General features: G+C 46.1%; 13 protein-coding genes and 2 pseudogenes. 6 read left to right on the forward strand and 9 right to left on the reverse strand.

Going from position 1 to position 19,969, the window contains the following annotated elements:
• The 3 genes from AC1DUA_RS02360 to AC1DUA_RS02370 form a co-directional block, all read right to left on the reverse strand.
• A partial coding sequence (locus AC1DUA_RS02360) for an ArsR/SmtB family transcription factor (RefSeq protein WP_477498201.1) occupies nt 1–280 on the reverse strand: 280 nt, incomplete at its 3' end.
• Nucleotides 281–477: 197 nt separating this feature from the next.
• The gene (locus AC1DUA_RS02365) at nt 478–1,647 is read right to left on the reverse strand and encodes an MFS transporter (protein ID WP_477498202.1); all 1,170 of its coding nucleotides are present in this window, start codon (nt 1,645–1,647) and stop codon (nt 478–480) included.
• Between the two features lie 358 nt (nt 1,648–2,005).
• Nucleotides 2,006–2,872 (reverse strand): DMT family transporter, encoded by an 867-nt coding sequence (locus AC1DUA_RS02370; RefSeq protein WP_477498203.1) that lies wholly within the window; start codon nt 2,870–2,872, stop codon nt 2,006–2,008.
• Between the two features lie 89 nt (nt 2,873–2,961).
• On the opposite strand from AC1DUA_RS02370, the pseudogene AC1DUA_RS02375 reads away from it, so the two are divergent.
• Nucleotides 2,962–3,558, forward strand: a pseudogene (locus AC1DUA_RS02375) (aminotransferase class I/II-fold pyridoxal phosphate-dependent enzyme); the annotation flags it as partial.
• A pseudogene (locus tag AC1DUA_RS02380) lies at nt 3,498–3,887 on the forward strand (GNAT family N-acetyltransferase); the annotation flags it as partial. The pseudogenes AC1DUA_RS02375 and AC1DUA_RS02380, both read left to right, overlap by 61 nt.
• A 17-nt stretch (nt 3,888–3,904) precedes the next feature.
• On the opposite strand, the gene AC1DUA_RS02385 reads toward AC1DUA_RS02380, so the two are convergent.
• On the reverse strand, nt 3,905–5,254 hold the full coding sequence (locus AC1DUA_RS02385; RefSeq protein WP_477498204.1) for an MATE family efflux transporter: 1,350 nt from the start codon (nt 5,252–5,254) through the stop codon (nt 3,905–3,907).
• Nucleotides 5,255–5,515: 261 nt separating this feature from the next.
• Between AC1DUA_RS02385 and AC1DUA_RS02390 the strand changes: the two genes are divergently transcribed.
• Nucleotides 5,516–6,871: a sulfatase family protein gene (locus AC1DUA_RS02390; RefSeq protein WP_477498205.1), complete on the forward strand. Its 1,356-nt coding sequence runs from the start codon at nt 5,516–5,518 to the stop codon at nt 6,869–6,871.
• A gap of 11 nt (nt 6,872–6,882) precedes the next feature.
• Here AC1DUA_RS02390 and AC1DUA_RS02395 read toward each other — a convergent pair whose 3' ends face one another.
• The 5 genes from AC1DUA_RS02395 to AC1DUA_RS02415 all read right to left on the reverse strand — a co-directional run bounded on the left by AC1DUA_RS02395 (nt 6,883) and on the right by AC1DUA_RS02415 (nt 12,854).
• Entirely contained in the window at nt 6,883–7,344 is a 462-nt protein-coding gene (locus AC1DUA_RS02395; RefSeq protein WP_477498206.1) for a nuclear transport factor 2 family protein, read from the reverse strand.
• A 288-nt stretch (nt 7,345–7,632) separates the two neighbouring features.
• Nucleotides 7,633–9,048, reverse strand: a complete 1,416-nt coding sequence (locus AC1DUA_RS02400) for an S-layer homology domain-containing protein (protein ID WP_477498207.1) — start codon at nt 9,046–9,048, stop codon at nt 7,633–7,635.
• Between the two features lie 690 nt (nt 9,049–9,738).
• Nucleotides 9,739–10,596, reverse strand: a complete 858-nt coding sequence (locus AC1DUA_RS02405) for a carbohydrate ABC transporter permease (RefSeq protein WP_477498208.1) — start codon at nt 10,594–10,596, stop codon at nt 9,739–9,741.
• 20 nt (nt 10,597–10,616) lie between these two features.
• Nucleotides 10,617–11,504, reverse strand: a complete 888-nt coding sequence (locus tag AC1DUA_RS02410; RefSeq protein ID WP_477498209.1) for a carbohydrate ABC transporter permease — start codon at nt 11,502–11,504, stop codon at nt 10,617–10,619.
• Nucleotides 11,505–11,594: 90 nt separating this feature from the next.
• Entirely contained in the window at nt 11,595–12,854 is a 1,260-nt protein-coding gene (locus AC1DUA_RS02415) for a sugar ABC transporter substrate-binding protein (protein ID WP_477498210.1), read from the reverse strand.
• A 420-nt stretch (nt 12,855–13,274) separates the two neighbouring features.
• Between AC1DUA_RS02415 and AC1DUA_RS02420 the strand changes: the two genes are divergently transcribed.
• From AC1DUA_RS02420 to AC1DUA_RS02430, 3 genes are all read left to right on the forward strand, one after another.
• Entirely contained in the window at nt 13,275–15,437 is a 2,163-nt protein-coding gene (locus AC1DUA_RS02420) for a glycoside hydrolase family 3 N-terminal domain-containing protein (RefSeq protein WP_477498211.1), read from the forward strand.
• Nucleotides 15,438–15,468: 31 nt separating this feature from the next.
• Complete coding sequence (locus tag AC1DUA_RS02425; RefSeq protein WP_477498213.1) at nt 15,469–18,813, forward strand: GH36-type glycosyl hydrolase domain-containing protein; 3,345 nt, start codon at nt 15,469–15,471, stop codon at nt 18,811–18,813.
• A gap of 99 nt (nt 18,814–18,912) precedes the next feature.
• The gene (locus tag AC1DUA_RS02430; RefSeq protein ID WP_477498212.1) at nt 18,913–19,878 is read left to right on the forward strand and encodes a LacI family DNA-binding transcriptional regulator; all 966 of its coding nucleotides are present in this window, start codon (nt 18,913–18,915) and stop codon (nt 19,876–19,878) included.
• The last annotated feature ends 91 nt before the right edge of the window (nt 19,879–19,969 follow it).

Genomic DNA, 19,969 nt, shown 5'->3' on the forward strand with positions numbered 1-19,969 from the left:
AGTATATACTGGACAGCTGCTCAAGATAGGCATTTAAAATGTCTGGTTGGAAAACTAAACTCATGAACTTTCCTTCACGTATACTGTGAACCAATCCTGCCGTCTCTAACTCCTTAAGGTGATGGGAGATCGTTGCGGCACTCACTGGATGAGTTTGAAGAAAGATACCACAGGGGAAAGGTTCTTTTGATTTTGCAATTTCTTTGAGCATTTGAAAACGTCTCGGTTCAGCCAGGGCACGKGAGACTCTCGAGAATTGTTGATCGGTTAGCACTGTCATTGTAGTTCATCTCCTCTCAAAGACGTTGAGTAGCAGTGCGCATTGCTTTCTTATTTTAATATAACATAATTGTTTAATGATTAGAAAATTGACAGCAAGCCTATAATAGCTAAACAGCTCCGCTGTAGCAAAAACTGAAGAGAAATTGAATCTCTTTAACTTTTGCTAACGGAGCTGTCCATTGTACCAAATACGAATTAATTAGCCCTAGCTTGTTGTCTACGAGCCAACGGGGCAAAGAATAGAACGGCGACAAAGCCAAGAGTCAGGAACAACAATGCAGACCACATAACACTATGAGTGCCCATTCCAGAAATGAATGCACCACCGACAATTGTTCCAATCGTTACTCCCAAGTTGGCGAAAGCTACAAACAGCCCATTAGAGAAGTCAGGCGCCTCGGGTGCAGAGGATGTAATCATGTATTGAGAAATGTTAAGCCCAAAGGTGAACAGGACACCCCATAGTGCGATCAGAATCACCATTGGAACGGTGAAGCTTCCTAGCAAGTACACAATGAGATAAAGGACTCCAAAAATGATTGGGAACACCACAACTGTTTTCAATGCATGATTAGTAATCAATTTACCAGCGAGCAAATTCCCAGCAACACCTGTCAATCCGAAAAGTACCAACATCAGACTAATCATTCCACCAGTCATTTCTGTCACGGATTCAAGGTACTCAGCAAAGAAGCTGTAGGCCGCATACATGCCGGAGAGTATAAAAATTGCTGAGAAGATTGCCATCCACAGAACTGGTTTTTTCAAGACTCTCACTTGGGAACCGTAGGACATTTTCTCTTTTACAGGCATTGAAGGAACGAAAAAGAGAATAGACAAGAATGTAATTGCATTTACGATTGCGAAGAATAGTAAGGCAAGTTGAAGATTGGATACATTAGCAATAAAAGATGTTATAGGGATACCAATTACCATACCGGCTGTTACCCCCATAAATACTTTTCCGATAGCCTTGGGCACTTGATCCTTGCTGACTGAAGATGCTGCAGCAGTAAAAGCTAGCGAGAAGTATACGGGATGCAAGAATGCAGGGACAATGCGAGCTATCAAAGCAACAGTAAAATTAGGTGCAAATACGGAAACGATATTACCGATGATGAAAATACCGATAACAAGGAGCATTGCCTTCTTGCGATTCACTCCTGAGAATAAAAGCGGTAAGAACGGTCCGGCAATTGCAACAGCAAGTGCAAATAGGCTAACGAGCAGGCCTGCTGTTGAAACGCTGATATCATAATATTGGGCGAGTTGAGGCAAAATACCGATGACACCCATTTCCGTATTAATGATTCCGAAAATCCCGAAGGCAAGAATTAAAATAATCAAAGCTTTTGATTTAATCACGATTAGTATTCACTCCTAGATGTAATTATGTTAGTTGAAAATATTGCAAATTGCTTGGGAGATCTTTATAAATTCAATAGCGTAAGCTCAACAATAAATCTTATTTCAATTTCTAGTCTGAGCCCGCACTCTACTTAATTTTTAGAGTAGCTAGATCACATTCCCTGCCTCCTTTCAAATTATCAATTCGACGCTTGTCTAACTATCTCATTGAAACCGATCTATCGTCAAGTGTTTTTTTTGAGCCTGAAATTAGGCAAGTGCGTTGACAAACTCTGACGGGAAATAATGGTTAAACACAAGAGGGGCTGCCGGTTGGCAGCCCCTCAAATACAGTTAGAATAGGAATCGGTTCATACTACTTCGATGCAAATCGTCGTGCGAATGCCACGCACAATACAACACCAATATTTACAATAAAGATTGGCCAGCCAAGAGACTCGTGCAAGACAAGCATGGATAGCAATAGGCCAAAGAAAGGCTGAAGGAGTTGTAACTGCCCGACCGCTGCAATTCCCCCCTGAGCAAGACCACGATACCAAAACACGAAACCGATGAGCATGCTAAACAGTGAGACATAAGCTAGGCTCAAAAGCGCCGAAACACTAGTACTAGACCAAGAAGCCGGCATGAAAAGAAATGAGAGCAGGGACATAACGGGAAGCGACATAATGAGCGCCCAAGAGATTACTTGCCAGCCTCCTAATCTCCGTGAAAGTCGAGCCCCTTCCGCATAACCGTAACCACACACAATAATAGAGGCCAGCATGAGTCCATCACCTATAGGCGAAGATGCAGCTCCATTTGTTAACGCGAATCCTACGACAAGGGAGCTGCCTATAACGGATAATATCCAAAATGTTGGATGCGGACGCTCTCCACCTCGCAGTACACCGAAGATCGCTGTCGAAAGTGGCAGAAGCCCAACGTAGATAATGGCATGCGAGGATGTGACATACTGGAGCGCAAGTGCCGTCAGCAGGGGGAACCCTACGACTACGCAGAGTGCTACTAATAATAGAGGAACAATGTCTCCTTTGATAGGCCGTTGTTGCCTGAAAATGAGGAGTAACGCTCCGGCCAGCACTCCGGCAATTGCGGCACGACACACGGTGAGAAACAAAGGTTGAAAATCCATTACAGCCAAACGAGTTGCTGGTAGAGACCCGCTGAAGATAAGCACGCCTAAGAACCCGTTTAGCCAGCCATTAGTTATTTTATTCATCGTAATCACCTCTAATAGATCTTTGTATGGTGATTCGTATTATAATAGGTACAATAAATCGTGTATACTGAGTACTCGCCAAAACCTACGACGTTTACATTGTTGAGGATGACTATCTTGCTGATTTGGAAACAAACTCTAAAGCAGATCCTATTCGCGCTTATCATGGCGCCAGTCATATCATTTATCTCCGAAGCTTTTCCAAAGTGATGCTGCCTGGTTTAAGGCTTGCTGCGGCAGCTGTACCTGATTCGCTAATTCCTTTGCTCCAATTGCATAAACATACGGCCGATCTGAGCACTTCTGTTCTTTCTCAGGGGGTACTGGAGATTTACATGAAATCGGGGATGTACGCTCATCATGCCAAGCAAATGAAATCCTTGTACAATCATCGCATGACAAAATTAGGGGAAATTTCAAAGCGATTACTGCCACAAGAGTCCTTGTACTCCATGCACGCTAGCGGGGGACTCTTCACTGCAATACGCCTTCCGGGCTCCAATTCAGAGGAAATGGTGAAGCGATTGGAGATTCGGGGAGTTGATGTAATGCCAACTGATCAGCACTTCCTTTCTTCTTTTCCTAAAATGAACTTGCTGCGACTTAGCATCATACGGGCTGATGTCCCTCACAAAAGCTTGTTGAAGGCTATCTTCAAAGAGGACAATGCTTTATCGGTTTGTTGAATGATCAAATAGTAGGTGTCTACGTTTTACTGCCGACAAGACCCGAAACAGTTGAATTAGTAAATATAGCAGTTGATGAAGGGCATCAAGGCAAAGGTTATGGAAAACAGCTAGTGAAGCATGCTATACAAATTTCCGCGAGACTCGGATTTAAAACCATTGAAGTGGGTACTGGAAACTCCAGTGTTGGGCAGCTTGCGCTTTATCAGAAATGCGGTTTTAGAATAACCGGGATAGACAGAGACTTTTTTGTTAGACACTATGAGGAAGAAATATTTGAGAACGGTATACAAGTGATAGATATGATACGATTATCACAAGATTTATAGGGGCTGGTTTGTTCAAGCTAGCCCGCTTCCTCTCTGCTCACCAACACTTTCTTCTCCCAAGCCCTACTTCGCCAGCGGAATAATAATAGCAACCCTCTGAGCCCTTCGTCCATAATGAACACGCCCCACATACCTACCAGCCCGTACCCCAGACGGATTCCTATCCAATACGTTAGCGGGACGCATAGCCCCAGTATGACACACACGCCAATTAGGAGAATGAATCGTGCATCACCCGCAGCCCGAAGGGCTTCTCCTATTACAATGTTCAGACAGCGTATGGGCTCTAGTAGGAAACCAAATGTCAGTAGAAATGCCCCTAAGGTAATGATTTCGACGTTGTCTGTAAACATCCCGATCAACTGTTTTCTGAACAAAACGGTTAGTGTGACCGCGGTAAGTGACAGCAATAGGCTGAGTAGCAAACTGCGAAACAGCTGCTTGTAAGCCTCCTCCTTTTCACCAGCGCCTACCAGTCGACCAATAATAATCTGTGTCCCACGACCTAAGGAAACGGCGAGCACGATAATGAATGTCATGATATTTTGGGTATAAATTCGAGTGGAAAGCATCTCAGCGCCCAGCTGTGTGATAAAATATGTCGTCATCAGCTGGCTAATCGAATATACGAGCGAGCTCCCGGCTGTTGGGATCCCGATTGTCAGTATTTTTCTCAGATCTGCGAATCTCGCTTTGTAAAAATTACTGAAAGATAAGTTCAATCGAACGATTTTCTTCAAAATGATGCTATACACAATCAGCCCGATGAATTGGCTAAATATGGCCGAGATGGCGACTCCCGGAATGCCGAGCTTTGGGAAGCCGAAGGGACCGAAAATACATAAAATGCTGCCCGTCAAATTTATGAGATTAATGCCCAAACTGACAGTCATTGTATATCTTGTATAACCATGCACCTGCGTTATGGCTGCAATGGTCAGATTGATGGCTTGAATAAATAGGGAGCCGCCCACGATAGATAGGTATATGCGTGCCTGCTCCAGTGTACCTGGCTCCAAGCCGAAGGGCTGAAGCAGCTGTTTGCTGAAGCAAATGATACACAAGCTTATCAGGAGGCCGAATAGGCAATTAAGCGAAATTGCTCCAGCAGCGAATTTCTTGACATCTCTGCTTTTATTCGCACCCAAATATTGAGAAATAACGATAGCCGAACCGGTTGAGACGACTTGCAGCAGCAAAAATAAAAAAATGATGAGCTGATTGCTGACGCCAACCGCTGCAACGGCCTCATCCGACACATGACTCACGATGAACGTATCCGATGTCCGCATGAACACCTGCAGGGATGATTCAATAAATAAAGGCCACGTAATGGCAAACAGCCCTAGTTTTTTAGGAATGGTCATGGGCAAAAGAGCTCCTTCGATACGGCTCGGTATGAATCTTCTCTTTATCTTGGGGCATGGTGAAACCGTTTTCTTTGCAAAATGTGGGCAAATAATTGCTTATATTGACTCTATATGTATGAGGGGACATGCGGTATCCCTTTGTTTGCAAAGCTAGCAGGAGTTAGTGCATCGTGAAGAAAATCACTTAGTTGGCTCATGCGGGATCTCCCTTAGAAAGGGCTAATGAAAGGCTAATTTGGACAAGGATGGTGCTAATTGATGCAGGCAAAAAGACCGAATGTCGTTTTTCTTATTTCAGATGATCATCGTGACGAGGCTGTAGGTGCTTTTGGTAACGCTGTCATACAGACTCCCGTATTAGATGAACTGGCAAATAACGGTGCCTCGTTCCGAAATACGCATATCTTCGGCGGATTAACGGGCGCTGTGTGTGCGCCAAGCCGAGCGTGCGTAAATACAGGAAAGTCTATTTTTCACACAATGATCGGGCAGGAACTGCATAAATGTGAGCACGCTACAAACATTCGTACTGATGTGAAATTAATGCCGCAAACGATGCGAGAATCGGGTTATTATACACATGCGGTCGGCAAATGGCATAACGACAAAGCGAGCTTCGCCAGAAGTTTTGATGGGGGTGACAAGCTGTTTTTTTACGGAATGAGTCCGCATACAAAAGTGCCTGTCCAAGACTTCGACCCATCCGGCGTCTATCCCAAGGAGCGGGAGTACATCGAGGAAACGTTCTCGACGCAATTATTTACTGATGCTGCCGTAGAGTTTGTTGAAGCGTATGATGAAGAGCGTCCTTTCTACCTGTACGTGGCATACACGGCACCTCATGATCCGCGAACAGCGCCAGAACCTTATGCTTCCATGTATCATCGAGATGATATTCCACTACCTTCCAACTTTCTCATGGAACATCCTTTTGACAATGGAGAAATGTCAGTTCGTGATGAGAATTTGGCATCCCTACCTCGGAATGGGGAGGAAATTCGTCAGCACATCGCAGACTATTATGCCATGATTACTCACATGGATGCAGAAATCGGGCGTATCGTGGGAGCGCTGAAAGAGAAGGGCATTTATGAGAATACACTTATTGTGTGTACCGCAGATCATGGTTTAGCTCTGGGTCAGCACGGTCTAATGGGTAAGCAGAACCTGTATGAACATAGCATTCGAATTCCGCTAATTATGTCTGGACCAGGATTGCCGCGAGGCAGGCAGTTGAGGGGGCTTTCTAGTAATATTGATATTTTCCCGACTGTGGCTGCAATTTGCGAGGTGGAGCTCCCCGAAGAAATAGAGGGCATTAACCTGCTGCCGTTCGTCTCAGAAGAAGACGATTCCATCCGAGACGTTGTATGTTCGGTATACAAAGATGTGCAGCGGATGGCCATGGATGGGCAGTGGAAGCTCATCCGTTACTACCGATCACCAATTACCGGATTGGGAACGGACTGTGTCCAGCTATTCAATCTTCAAGACGATCCTTGGGAAACGACGGATTTATCGAACCGTGCTATTGGCGTAGAACCAATGGAACGACTGTCCGCCGCGCTCGAGGACTGGATGCAAGTGACCGGAGATTTTTTAGCCAGACAGTAGTTCGGTATGAATTAAAGACCTAATTCGGAGAGGCTCGGATAATTATCCGGACGTCGTCCCAATGGCCAGTGATACTTCCGATCTGCTTCGGTAATAGGCATATCATTGATGGAAGCGTAACGGCGCTTATTTAATCCTTGGGTGTTAAACTCCCAATTCTCATTCCCGTAAGAACGGTACCATTGGCCGCCATCGTCATGCCATTCATAAGCGAAACGTACTGCGATACGATTGCCGTTATAGGACCAGAGTTCCTTAATGAGTCGATAATCCAGTTCTTTATTCCACTTTCTCGTAAGAAACTCGATGATTTGTGCTCTTCCCACAGGGAATTCGACGCGGTTCCGCCAACGGCAATCTTCGGAATAGTCGAGTGCAACCAGTTGAGGATTACGAGTGTTCCAGTCATCTTCGGCTTTTCGAACTTTAGCCGTTGCCGTTTCCAATGTAAATGGCGCTAAAAAAATTCGCATACGATTTCTCCTTTACTAGTATCCCATCCCAAAAGGATGGACCCATTTCTTCGGCTTTCAAATTAGTCGTTTGTACCAGTATATGGAGTCTTGGTATAATGGGTGATTTTCATAAGAAGGCTGCCGATAGGAATGGATCGGCAGCCTTTTGGGGTTTTAATTTTGAAGAACTGCCAAGACAAGACAAGTCTCATAGACGATGTTGAGAWGGCGCTGGGGGAAAGTAGAAAAAAAACGAGAGAGGCGCTGAACGCGTCCTCTCTCTTCAATAGGGCAATAATAGTTATCTTATTTATTATTTGGTAACGCTTTGACAGCTTCAACGGCATTTTTTGCAATTTCAGTTGCATCTACACGAGTAATCTCAGCTTTCGGATCGAACTTACCATCTGCATTTAAGTGTACTACGCCAATGGCGATCGCTGTTTGAATAGCACCTGAATTTAAGATATCGATTTGGTCGTTATCTTTAATATCCACAGGAGCTACTTTAATCATAGGCAGTTTACCGCTTGTTTGAAGCGTTTGAATGAGCAAAGTTGTGAAAGATTCACGTGTTACTTTGGAATTCGGGTCAATCTTAATGTTAATGTCTGTCCCAACGAGTCCAAGGGTTTCAGTGATCAGTTTCACGCCTTCTGCTGCGGAAATGGCTGCACCTGGATCTGAATGTACTTGGTGAGATTTCAAATAGTCAACAACGTTAGTTGCAATTTCAGTTGCATCAGCACGGGTAATTTCAGCTTTCGGATCGAACTTACCATCTGYATTTAATTGAACGGCACCAATGGCAATCGCTGTTTGAATGGCACCTGAATTTAAGATGTCGATTTGGTCATTATCTTTAATATCCACAGGAACTACCTTAATCATAGGCAGTTTACCACTTGATTGAAGCGTCTGAATAAGCAGATTTGTGAAAGATTCGCGCGTCACTTTGGCGTTCGGGTCAATTTTGATTTTAATGTCAGTATCAACTAGTCCAAGTGTTTCAGTGATCAGCTTTACACTTTCCGTAGCGGAAAGGGCTTCAGTCGGTGCTGCTGGTGCTTGGTGAGCTTTTAAGTATGCAATGGCGTTGAAAATTTCTTCTGCAGCATCAGCACGAGTGATTTGCGCTTTTGGATTCATTTTCCCATCTGCATCGAGTTTGATCACCCCGTAATTAATTGCGCGCTGGATTGAGCCTGAATATTCAACATTCAATTGATCGTTGTCACTAATATCAACAACTACTGGATTAATCAGTGGCAGCTTACCAAATGTTTCAATAGCACGAATGAGCTGATGCGTGAACTGTTCGCGAGTCAAGGTTGCATTCGGATCTAAATCTTTTGGAAGCTCAACATTGTTGACAGCAGCAGTGATTAGCGCATTGGCATACCAAGAATCATTATTAGCCTTAGCAAAATAATCAGTTGCTTTTGGCTCTTTTACGAATCTCACCAAATCTAGATTGAGCTTGAATGCATTTACGAGCAGTTGAATTCCTTGCGCTTCTGACATCGCTGCTTGAGGAGCAAACAAGTCAGACGTGATGCCGGAGACAATACCGCTTTGTTGAAGGGAAATGATTTTGTCCTTGGCTGCAACTTTATCCAAATCCGTGAAGCTTGAYGTAGCGGCGAAGCTTTGTCCTACAAGAGTTAAAGAAAACACAGCAGTTGCTGCGGATAGAGTCATCATTTTGAATATTTTTTTCATGAAATTCACCTCATATAGTTTGTTTATTTCCTTTTACATGATCATAAACGGTTGTCTGAAAGAAAAGGTTGCATCCTCCTAAAAAAGATTTGGATAACCCTCAACTAATAGAATCATCGCAGCGATGTGTGCCACTTTATCGGGACCGACGAACGATCCATTAAGCCGCCATAGCAGAAATAGACGGAAAAAGTACCGTTATTCCGCGCCGCTCTGTCGCAGGAAATGCAATAACAGCAGAAACTCCAGCTAATCGTCGGGAGGTACCCGAAATGTGCCGAATTTGCAGGAATTAGTGGTAGAAATTCCAGTTAATTGGACAAAAATGGATTAAACGAGGAAATTAGCTGGAGTAATCGGCGTTAATTACAAGTAAGATTGAAACCTGCCGTAATGAACAAATTAGCAGCAAAATTGCCAGTTTCCATTCGGGGGATGGGGGTGATGGGGGAAGTTCGGGTATGCAGGAGTTGATGGAAATGGGTTGAAGTTCGGATATGAGTGGGAGTCGGCGGAAATGGGGGAAGTTTGGGTATGCGGGAGAGTTAGTGGAAATTGGGTGGAAGTTCGGGCATGAGTGGGAGTGAGTGGAAGTCCGGGGATCAGCGAGAGCCGGCGGGTTAGGCGGATTCATATACAAAAAAACTGGCAAGCCGCAGTAGAGGCTCGCCAGTTCGGTGAAGGTGACACTTACTTCATGCCTGAAGTCGTGTAATTCTCAATAATATGCCTTTGGAAAATGATGAAGATGATAACGATCGGAGCAACCATCAGGGTAGCACCGGCCATCTGCAGGGCAAAGTTTTGGTTGGACTGACTTTTCAACAAGGAAAGTCCAACGGATAAGGTGTACAGCTTCTCATCGTTAGCGATGATTAACGGCCAGAGGAAGCTGTTCCAGCCAGCGATGAATGTCAGGATACCCTGAACGGACAGAATCGGCTTCGAGATCGGAAGCACGATTTGCAGGAAGGTACGGAATTCACCTGCACCTTCCATACGGCCGGCTTCGAGCAATTCGTCCGGTATGGTGACCATGAATTGTCGGAACAAGAAGATACCGAATGCGCCGACAAGCCCTGGCAAGACAATCCCGATCATGGTGTTTGTCAAATGCATCGCGTTAAGGATGAGATAAACCGGAATCATGGTTACCTGTCCGGGGATCATCATGGTTGCGAGCACGATGTAGAAGAGAGCTTTGCTCCCTTTGAAATGATATTTGGCAAATCCGAAGCCCGCCATTGCGTTTAGAAACATACCGACAAAGGAGAAAACAACGATACTGAGTGTATTCCCCAGATAGACACCGAAATTCATGCTAACGAACAGCTTTTTCACATTAGCAAGTGTAAAAGCATTCGGCCACAGTGTCGGCGGGATGCTCAGCACTTCGCTCTCCGATTTGAAGGTAGACAAAACCATCCAAATGAATGGCAACAGCATCACGAGTCCGAACAGAGTCAGAACAATGCCGGCTAACCACTGGAGCAGCCGATCGTTCGATCCCGAACCTACTGTTTGGCTCGAAGCAGATTTTGCAGACATGATTTATGCCCCCTTTCTCATTAAAGATCCGTATCCTTGTTCTGGAAGCGGAATTGAATCAGTGTCACGATGATGATGGAGAAGAACAGGATGAATGATCCAGCTGCTGCATAACCGAAGTGACTTAACTGGAAACCATTGCGATAAATGAAAAGTGCAACGGATGTCGTGCTGTCCAAGGGACCGCCTTGGGTCATAATGAAAGGCTCCTCGAAAAACTGCAGCCAACCAATCATCGTTGTGATCGAGACGAAAAAGATGGCAAAACGCAGCATCGGGATCGTAATGTACCACATTTGCTGCAAACGAGTCGCCCCGTCTAGCTCCGCTGCTTCATAATTGGATTTCGGAATCCCTTGCAGACCGGCAATGAAAATAATCATATTGAGGCCAATGGCTCTCCACAACGCTAGTAATATCAGCGATATTTTCGCAACGATAGGGTGTGTCAACCAAGGAACAGGTCCAAGGTGAACCAATTTGAGCAAGTAATTTAATAACCCGAATGACGGATTGTATAGGTAGAACCAAACGACAGCGACGGCAACAACGTTGGTCACGGAAGGAAGGTAATAGACGACCCGGAACACTTTGAAGATACGTGATGTTCCGAAATTAATAAGTACTGCGACGCCAAGTGAACAGAGGATAACCAGTGGAACCCCAATCACAACGTAGAACAACGTATTGAAGATCGCTTTGATAAAAATCGAGTCGGAAAGTACGTCCTTATAGTTTTGCAGGCCAATGAACTTGATATTTGAATAATCGGCTAACCCAGCTAAGTCCATGTTCGTGAAGCTAATCACCAAGGCAATCAGGATCGGTATCACAGAGAACAGGGTTAATAGAATTAATGTTGGAGCAATAAAGAAATAAGGCGCTCTTTTGGCGGCAGATCCCTTCATGACAAATCCTCTCCTTTCCGAGGGATGAAGTGCTTGTAGCACTCAACAGCTAACCAACATGAGCTGGCTAGCTGTTGAGTAGAAATATGGTTATTTGGAAAGGATGGATTCGGACTTTTTGTTGAAAGCATCCAATTCAGTTTGAACGTTGGCGCCACCACGATAAATATTTTCAAAAGTTTTCAGAACGTTTTGAGCGATTTCTTCCCAAGACTTAATCAGTGGCATCGGCTCGGAAGCGTTCATTTGTTCTCCGATTACTTTGTAATTGGCATCGTTCGTCAGAGAAGGATCTTCCCAAGCTTTCTTCGTTGCTGGCAATGTGTTCGTCAGTTTCAGCCACTCCAGCTGTGTTTCTGGCTTGCTCATATATGCCAAGAACTTGAGCGCTTCATCTTTATGCTCTGTGTATTGGAAGACGGATAGATCCGAACCTCCTAAGGAGGATGTGTTGTTTAGTTTCTTAGGTAGTACAGCTGTAGCCCATTTGTCCTTGAGATCAGGAGCTTGGTCGTTAATTAGCTTGATCATCCAAGGCCCGCTGATGAACATTGGCGTAATGCCTTTTTGGAAGGCCGGTACGATGTCCATGCCAAGGTCTTTCGGTGCAGAGCCATTTTTGAAGAAACTGTTCAAGTACTCAACCGCGCCAACGAATTCAGGTTGGTTGAAAAGCGGTTTGTTGCCATCAAGCAGCTTGGAACCATTTTGACGTGCGAACATGAAGGCTAGAGATTGCTCTTTCGCATCGATGCTAATTCCGTAATTGCCATTACCGCGTGCAGCCAATTTCTTAGCAGCATCGGACAGCTCGTCCCAAGTTTTCGGAGCTTCGTTATAACCAACGGATTTTAGAAGATCAGTACGATAGTAAAGCACGCGAGTATCGATATACCAAGGAATACCAACAACGCTTTCACCCTGTTTGGTTGTGTTGACGGCTCCTGGATAGAAGTTAGTTTCTGCAAATTCAGGATATTTGCTGAGTTCCGGTTTCAAATCCATCAAGGCTTTGGCGGAGGCGAACTCCGGAATCCAGGTTGTACCCATTTGAAGGACGTCTGGTCCTTTCTTGGAAGCAACAGCTGTTAGTAGTTTGTCATGAGCTGTGTCCCAAGGCAACGCTTGTACATTGATTTTGATATTTGGATTGTCTTGCATGAATTTCTCTGCGATTTTCGGGAGCGATTTCGCCTCTTCGCCCATTCCCCAAACATTAAGTGTTACTTGTGAACCGCCTGTTGCTGGACTTCCAGAGCCTTGTGGTGTTTCGCTCTTAGAGCCACATCCTGTAAGAACTCCCGCTACCAACAAGGTCCCGGCCAATACTGTTGTAATCTGTTTACGCATTTCCTTTTCCTCCCAGTTGTTATTCATTTGTTTAATAGGGTGCACGGTTATTCATGAAAATATTAGTTAAATACATACATTTTTTAACCGGATACTCTCAGGAATAAAATCAGATTCCCTACTAAATAATAGAAATACGATACGCTATGCATATTGCTGTGAAACGTTTCGATTTACTTTAAAAAATACTTTATAATCTCTATTTCGGTGAATAGAAACGTTTCGATGTCATTATAAAACAACTTGATATCGTTTTCAACTAGTTATTTTTAAACAATAAAAACGTTTTTAATGTTTAAATTAGCTTTTCATAACAGGTTGACGTCATTTTTTATAGTGTTTATAATATGAATCGAAACGTTTCTATCTATCCTTTATCCAGATTGAAATCAAATGAATGAGGCCAAAGGAGGCATCGTGATGACGGATCAACAATTGAATGCTCTGCTTAAGGAGCTCACTTTGGAAGAGAAAATATCCCAACTATTGCAGTTGGCCGCTCCTTTCTTCGATGGATCGGGGACCGAGGGGCAGATTACTGGCCCAATGGCGTCCATGGGGATTAACGATGACATTGTAAAAAATACGGGCTCCGTGTTGGGGCTGTCTGGTGCAATAGAAACAATTGGCGTCCAAGAAGCTCATATGAAAAAGAACCGTCTGGGAATTCCGCTGCTCGTCATGGCGGATATTATCCACGGCTATAAAACGATATTCCCTGTGCCGCTCGCAATCAGCTGCTCCTGGGATTTGGAAGCGGCTGAACGAAGCGCGGAAATCGCTGCGGCAGAAGCGTCAGCTGCCGGCGTACATGTTACGTTCTCACCGATGGTTGACTTGGTGCGTGATCCCCGTTGGGGACGTGTTATGGAAACGACAGGTGAAGACCCTTACCTGAACGGAGAGTTTGCTAGGGCTTTTGTCCGCGGCTATCAGGGAAAAGATTTGAAGAATGATCTTACGCGTCTTGCAGCTTGCGTGAAACATTTTGCAGCATATGGGGCGGGCGAAGGTGGTCGCGACTACAATACGGTCGATATGTCGGAGCGTCAAATGCGGGAATATTACTTGCCTGCTTATAAAGCGGCACTGGATGAGGGTGCTGAGCTTGTTATGACGGCGTTCAACACGGTAGACGGTATTCCAGCCGCAGGCAACAAGCGGTTAATGCGTGATTTGCTTCGTAAAGAGTGGGGCTTTGACGGTGTTGTTATCTCTGACTGGGGTGCAGTGAAGGAAATGATCCCGCATGGCGTAGCGGCCGACGAAGCAGAAGCAGCCTGCAAAAGTCTGCTAGCGGGTGTTGATATTGAAATGATGACCACCTGTTATGAGAATCATTTGAAGCAGCTTGTTGAACTCGGGGAAGTAGATGAAGCTTTGATCGATGAAGCAGTTCTTCGAATCCTGGAGCTGAAACAGAAGCTGGGATTGTTCGATAATCCGCATCGGGGTGCTGATGTTAACCGCGAACGTGAGATTGTCATGAGTGCAGAGCATCGTCAGGCAGCACGTGATTTGGCTGTGAAGTCCTGCGTTCTCTTGAAAAATGAGTCCGTGCTCCCGCTTAAAAAGGAACAAAATATCGCTTTGATTGGCCCGTTTGCTCAAAACGGAGATATCCTCGGCCCCTGGTCGTGGTTGGGCTCGAAAGACGATGCCGTTCAGCTATATGACGGCTTGAAAGCCAAAACGTCCCGCATCGTTACGGCTCAAGGCAGTAACATTGAGAGCTTAACGGCAGAGCAGCTGGAGGAAGCATTAAGTGTGGCGCGCGAAGCCGATGTGATCGTGTTAGCCCTCGGCGAGCACTCGGATATGAGCGGAGAAGCAGGCAGCCGAGCTAATATCCGCCTTCCGGATGCTCAGCTTGAGCTGACTGCCAAGCTGAGCAGCCTTGGCAAGCCGATGGTAGCGGTACTGTTCAATGGCCGCCCGCTAGATCTTCACGGTGTATACGACGTAGTGGATGCCGTGCTTGAAGCATGGTATCCCGGAACCGAAGGCGGTGCGGCGGTCGCGGACCTTCTGTACGGGGACAGCAATCCATCGGGTAGATTGACCATGTCGTTCCCATTTGCCGTTGGACAAGTTCCCGTCTATTACAACAACTTCAATACAGGACGTCCACAGGGAGCTCCTGATGCTCAGGTACGTTATGTTTCTCAGTACTTAGATATTCCGAATGCACCGCTGTATCCTTTCGGCTATGGCTTGAGTTATACGACGTTCGCTTATAGCGACGCTTCGATTTCATCCGATCGGATGGTTTCCGATCAAACGCTTAAGGTGACGGTGAAGGTTGAAAACACGGGGAAAGTTGCTGGAGAAGAAGTCGTTCAGCTATATGTGCGCGATCTGGCAGGCGAAGTGGTTCGTCCGTTAAAAGAATTGAAAGCATTCCGCAAAATAAAGCTGCAACCGGGTGAGGGTCAGGAAGTCACTTTCTTATTGACGGAGGAGCAGCTTCGTTACCATCATTCCGACTTGTCCTACACAAGTGATGCTGGCGAGTTCGCTGTTTTCGTTGGCGGGAATAGCAGGGATGTTTTACAGGCACTTTTATTTAAATTGATCAAGTAAAAAGTCAGCATGAGGAAAGCGAGTGAACAACATGGCAGCTGCCGTACAGGCGGATTTTCAACTGAAGTCGGGAAATTTGCAATTTTCCTTCCTTAGCAGCGGGGATATTCGCGAAATGATGTATAAGAACATAATGATTAACCAATGGGTTGCTAATCCTGTTGATGGATCACTAAATAACCTATATTTGCGTGTGTATTCTGCTGATGGAATCAAAATTGTACCGCTGATGGGCGCTCGCTCAGTAAGCAAAGTGCAGTACTCGGAATCCAAAGTATCTTGGCAAGGTTCGGCTGAAGGACTCCACTACGAACTAACTTTCCATCTGACACCACATGACATCTGGTTCTGGGAAGTTCAGGTGAAGGGAGAAGACGCGGAAGTTGACGTCGTTTATGGGCAGGATGTCGGTCTTGCAGATAAAGGTGCCGTCCGCAGTAACGAGGCTTATTTATCACAATATATCGATCACGCAGCTTTTGAAAATGGTCAAAACGGCTATGCCGTGTGCTCTCGTCAAAACATGCCGCAACAAGGGGCGTTCCCCTACTTGCAGCAAGGTGGATTAACCAAGTTAGTAGGTTATTCGACGGATGGTTTCCAGTTCTACGGTTTATCGTACAAGGAAACAAACGTACCTGAAGCGTTAACCCAAAGCATGCTGGCGAACGAAGTGTACCAGTACGAATTCGCGTTCACGGCGCTGCAATCCGAACGTGTGAAGGTGAACGGAACCGCACGTTTTGTGTTCTACGGCTTGTTCAAACCTGATCATCCAGAGACCATTAATGGTCTTGAATATAAGTCTGACATCACGCGCGCATGGGAAGAAGCTAATGCTCAAAGCCATGAATTCAACCAGCAGCTCGATAAAGTGACCTTTTCCGGCAATCTGGGTGACCCGCTGACCACCGTGTCAATGACCCAAGATGAGATTGCCCGTTATTTCCCGAACAGACGTCAAGAAGAGTTTGCTGGCGAAAGGCTGCTGTCTTTTTTCACGGAAACCCATGAACACGTTATTCTGAAGGACAAAGAGCTTCTCGTAGAGCGCCCGCATGGTCATATCCTCATGTCTGGCGATAATGCTCGCCTGAAGGAAGACGTCATGACGACCACTTCATATATGTACGGTATTTTCAATTCGCAGGTAGTTGTCGGAAACACGTCGTTCAACAAAATGTTGACAAATGCACGGAATGCGTTAAATGTGATGAAAACTTCAGGGCAGCGCATTTACGTGGAGGTTCAAGGCGAATACCGACTGCTCACTATGCCGTCGATGTTTGAACTTGGTTTCAACTATGCGCGCTGGTACTACAAAATGGTGGACGATACCCTTGTTATCACGAACCTGACTACCGTTGACACACCGGAAATCCATTTGCAAGTTCGCTCCCAAAGCGGGAAAACTTATCGTTTCCTCGTAACGAATCAGATCACGATGAATAACAACGAATACGAAACGCCATTCAGCTGCAAGCAAGAAGGGCAAACGTTGTCCTTCTATGCGTCTCCTGAGTCCGACAGCGCGAAGGTTTGGCCGCAGTTGTGCTACCGAGTGCGCGTTGCAGGAGCGGATATGAGCGTTGGCAATGAAACTCTGTTAGCGCAAAACATCCAGCCCCTTGYCGCTTCGACAGTTGTTATGGAGCTTGGCGATAGCAGCGAATGGAGCCTGACCATTCAAGGACTCCTGCGGGATGAAGATCTGCCTTTCACAGAAGTAGATCCTGCCGCTGAGATCACGCGTTACCGGGACTTTTTTGCCAGTGTGATGAATGGGTTCCATCTGTCGCAGAACGGTGGCGCAGCTGACAGCCTGGAGAAAGTCAATACGCTTGCCTGGTGGTATACGCACAATATGCTAGTCCACTACTCCGTCCCTCACGGTTTGGAGCAGTATGGGGGAGCCGCCTGGGGAACACGTGATGTGTGCCAAGGACCAACAGAATACTTCCTTGCTACACAAAAATATGGTGAAGTACGCGATATTCTCAAAACCGTCTATTCCCATCAATATGAAGACGACGGCAACTGGCCTCAGTGGTTTATGTTTGACCGCTATGCGGCGATTCAACAGGAAGAAAGCCATGGCGATATCATCGTGTGGCCGCTGAAAGTGTTGAGTGATTATTTGGCGGCTACCAAAGACTTTGGTATTCTCCAGGAGAAAGTTCCGTATACGAAGCGACATGTGTTCGCATTTACGGAAGAGCCTGCAACCCTATTTGATCACGCCAAAAAGGAGATTGCTTACATCAAGCAGCATTTCCTTCATGGCACGCATCTTTCTTCGTATGGCGATGGCGATTGGGATGATACGCTTCAGCCTGCCAATGCGCAGTTAAAGAAATATATGGTTAGCAGCTGGACTGTTGCATTAACCTACCAGGTGTTCAACCAATTATCCGCGGCGCTTAGTGAAGCCGATGAAGAGATGGCAGCGGAGCTAAGAGATTTGGCAGCAGGTATTAAGGCTGATTTCAATCGCTACATGCTGGGAACGGACGTTATCCCGGGCTTCCTATACATGGAGGAGCCAGGCAAAGCGGAGCTGATGCTGCATCCTACGGATAACAAGACGGGGATTCAATACCGCTTGCTTCCGATGACGCGCAGTATGATCGGTGAGCTTTTGACAGAAGAACAGGCCATTGCCCACTACAATCTCATTAAAAAAGAGCTGTATTATCCAGACGGTGTCCGGTTAATGAACCGTCCTGCGGGCTATGTCGGCGGGATCAGCACGAACTTCAAACGGGCTGAGCAAGCAGCGAACTTCGGCCGAGAGATCGGGCTGCAGTACGTCCACGCTCACATCCGCTTCGTCGAGGCCATGGCCAAATTGGGCAAATCCGATGAAGCCTGGAAGGGACTCGAGATGATCAATCCGGTCGGCATCCGCCGTGTTGTGCCGAATGCGGAACTGCGTCAGAGCAACTCCTACTTCAGCAGCTCGGATGGGAAGTTCAACACGCGTTACGAAGCACAGGAGCATTTCGGAGAGCTGAAGGAAGGCGCCGTACCGGTCAAAGGCGGATGGAGAATTTATTCCAGCGGTCCTGGAATCTATATGAACCAGCTGATCTCTAACGTGCTGGGTATTCGCATGGAAGGCGGCGATCTTGTTATCGATCCTGTGCTTCCGCAAGAATTGGATGGTCTGCAGTTCGATTTCCAAGTAGTGGGACGTCGGGTGACGTTCATCTATCACTTAGAAGATCGTTCCGCAAGTTATGTGACGATTAACAAGAAAGAAGTGAACGCCGAAGCAACCGCCAACCGTTATCGCCAGGGTGGCCTTCGCATCAGCGCGCAGGATCTGAACACTCTTTTAAATGAAGAATCCACTGTGATTGATGTGTATCTGTAAGAAAAATCGGCGATCTTAAGGATCGCCTTTTTCCTTTTAAAAAGTCCTTTATGATATAGTAAGAAGAAAACGAAAGTGTAGATGTTAGGAGCGGTTTTTGTGATCAGCATTAAAGATGTGGCCAAAAAAGCGGGCGTTTCGATCTCGACCGTATCCTATGCGCTCAACGGAAACCCCAAGGTAACGGAGGAAACGAGTGCAAGGATTTTGAAGATAGCCAGCGAGCTGAACTATGTTCCGAATGCCGCGGCAAGAACGTTGAAAAAGCGGGCCTCCAAAATCATCGGTGTTTATTTGACTGATTTCAGCGGAGCGTTTTACGGGGAAATTCTGCAGGGGATGAAAGAGGTACTGAACAAAAGGGGTTATGATCTGATCGTTTGCAGCGGTTCCTACTCCCACCGGTTGCTGCCACAGCGGATGATTGACGGAGCTGTCGTCCTGGACCACTCGTTCGCTAGCGAAGAGCTGCTGCAATTGGCAGACCACGGACATAAATTGGTTGTGCTGGACCGAGAATTGAACCATCCGAACATTAATCATATTCTTCTGGATAACAAAGCGGGAGCCACTCTAGCCGTCGAATATGTAATCGAAAGAGGCCATCGGAAACTGTATGTCGTAACAGGGCCGAAGGATTCCTACGACTCCAAACAGCGTTTGCAGGCAACTAAACAATCCATCGAGCGTAATTCCGATCTGATCTATGTCGAGATTGAGGGCAATTTCAATAAGGATTCCGGGGAACGAGCTGCCGAGCAAATCATGCGGGAATATACAGAGCCAGTTGCTGTTTTTTGCCTGAACGATGAAATGGCCATTGGCCTGTACAACACGCTGGTGAAAACGGACTTCCGGATTGGCGAACACATCCACATCATCGGTTTCGACAACATCGAGCTGACGCAATACACCCAGCCGCGCCTAGCGACGATCGATTACTCCAAGCGCAAGTGGGGGGCTTTGGCTTCTGAGCAGCTTATCAAGCTGATTGGGGGAGAGAAAGTGGAGCACGAGCGGGTTTATGTGAGTCTGATTAAGGGCGAGTCGGTTGGAAAAGGATGAGATGAGCTTTGTTTTCGCTTACAAATGAAACAGCAGCGGCATGCTAAGACTTTATCTTCAAGTCTTGGTCTGCCGCTGTTTGGTTTTGTGA

Source organism: Paenibacillus sp. 01T422 (assembly GCF_056398785.1).

Excerpts from the sequence above, each read along its gene's own strand:
- AC1DUA_RS02370 (WP_477498203.1), bottom strand. The coding sequence starts at position 2,872 with ATGAATAAAATAACTAATGGCTGGCTAAACGGGTTCTTAGGCGTGCTT.
- AC1DUA_RS02385 (WP_477498204.1), bottom strand. The coding sequence starts at position 5,254 with ATGACCATTCCTAAAAAACTAGGGCTGTTTGCCATTACGTGGCCTTTA.
- AC1DUA_RS02390 (WP_477498205.1), top strand. The coding sequence starts at position 5,516 with ATGCAGGCAAAAAGACCGAATGTCGTTTTTCTTATTTCAGATGATCAT.
- AC1DUA_RS02395 (WP_477498206.1), bottom strand. The coding sequence starts at position 7,344 with ATGCGAATTTTTTTAGCGCCATTTACATTGGAAACGGCAACGGCTAAA.
- AC1DUA_RS02405 (WP_477498208.1), bottom strand. The coding sequence starts at position 10,596 with ATGTCTGCAAAATCTGCTTCGAGCCAAACAGTAGGTTCGGGATCGAAC.
- AC1DUA_RS02410 (WP_477498209.1), bottom strand. The coding sequence starts at position 11,504 with ATGAAGGGATCTGCCGCCAAAAGAGCGCCTTATTTCTTTATTGCTCCA.
- AC1DUA_RS02415 (WP_477498210.1), bottom strand. The coding sequence starts at position 12,854 with ATGCGTAAACAGATTACAACAGTATTGGCCGGGACCTTGTTGGTAGCG.
- AC1DUA_RS02420 (WP_477498211.1), top strand. The coding sequence starts at position 13,275 with ATGACGGATCAACAATTGAATGCTCTGCTTAAGGAGCTCACTTTGGAA.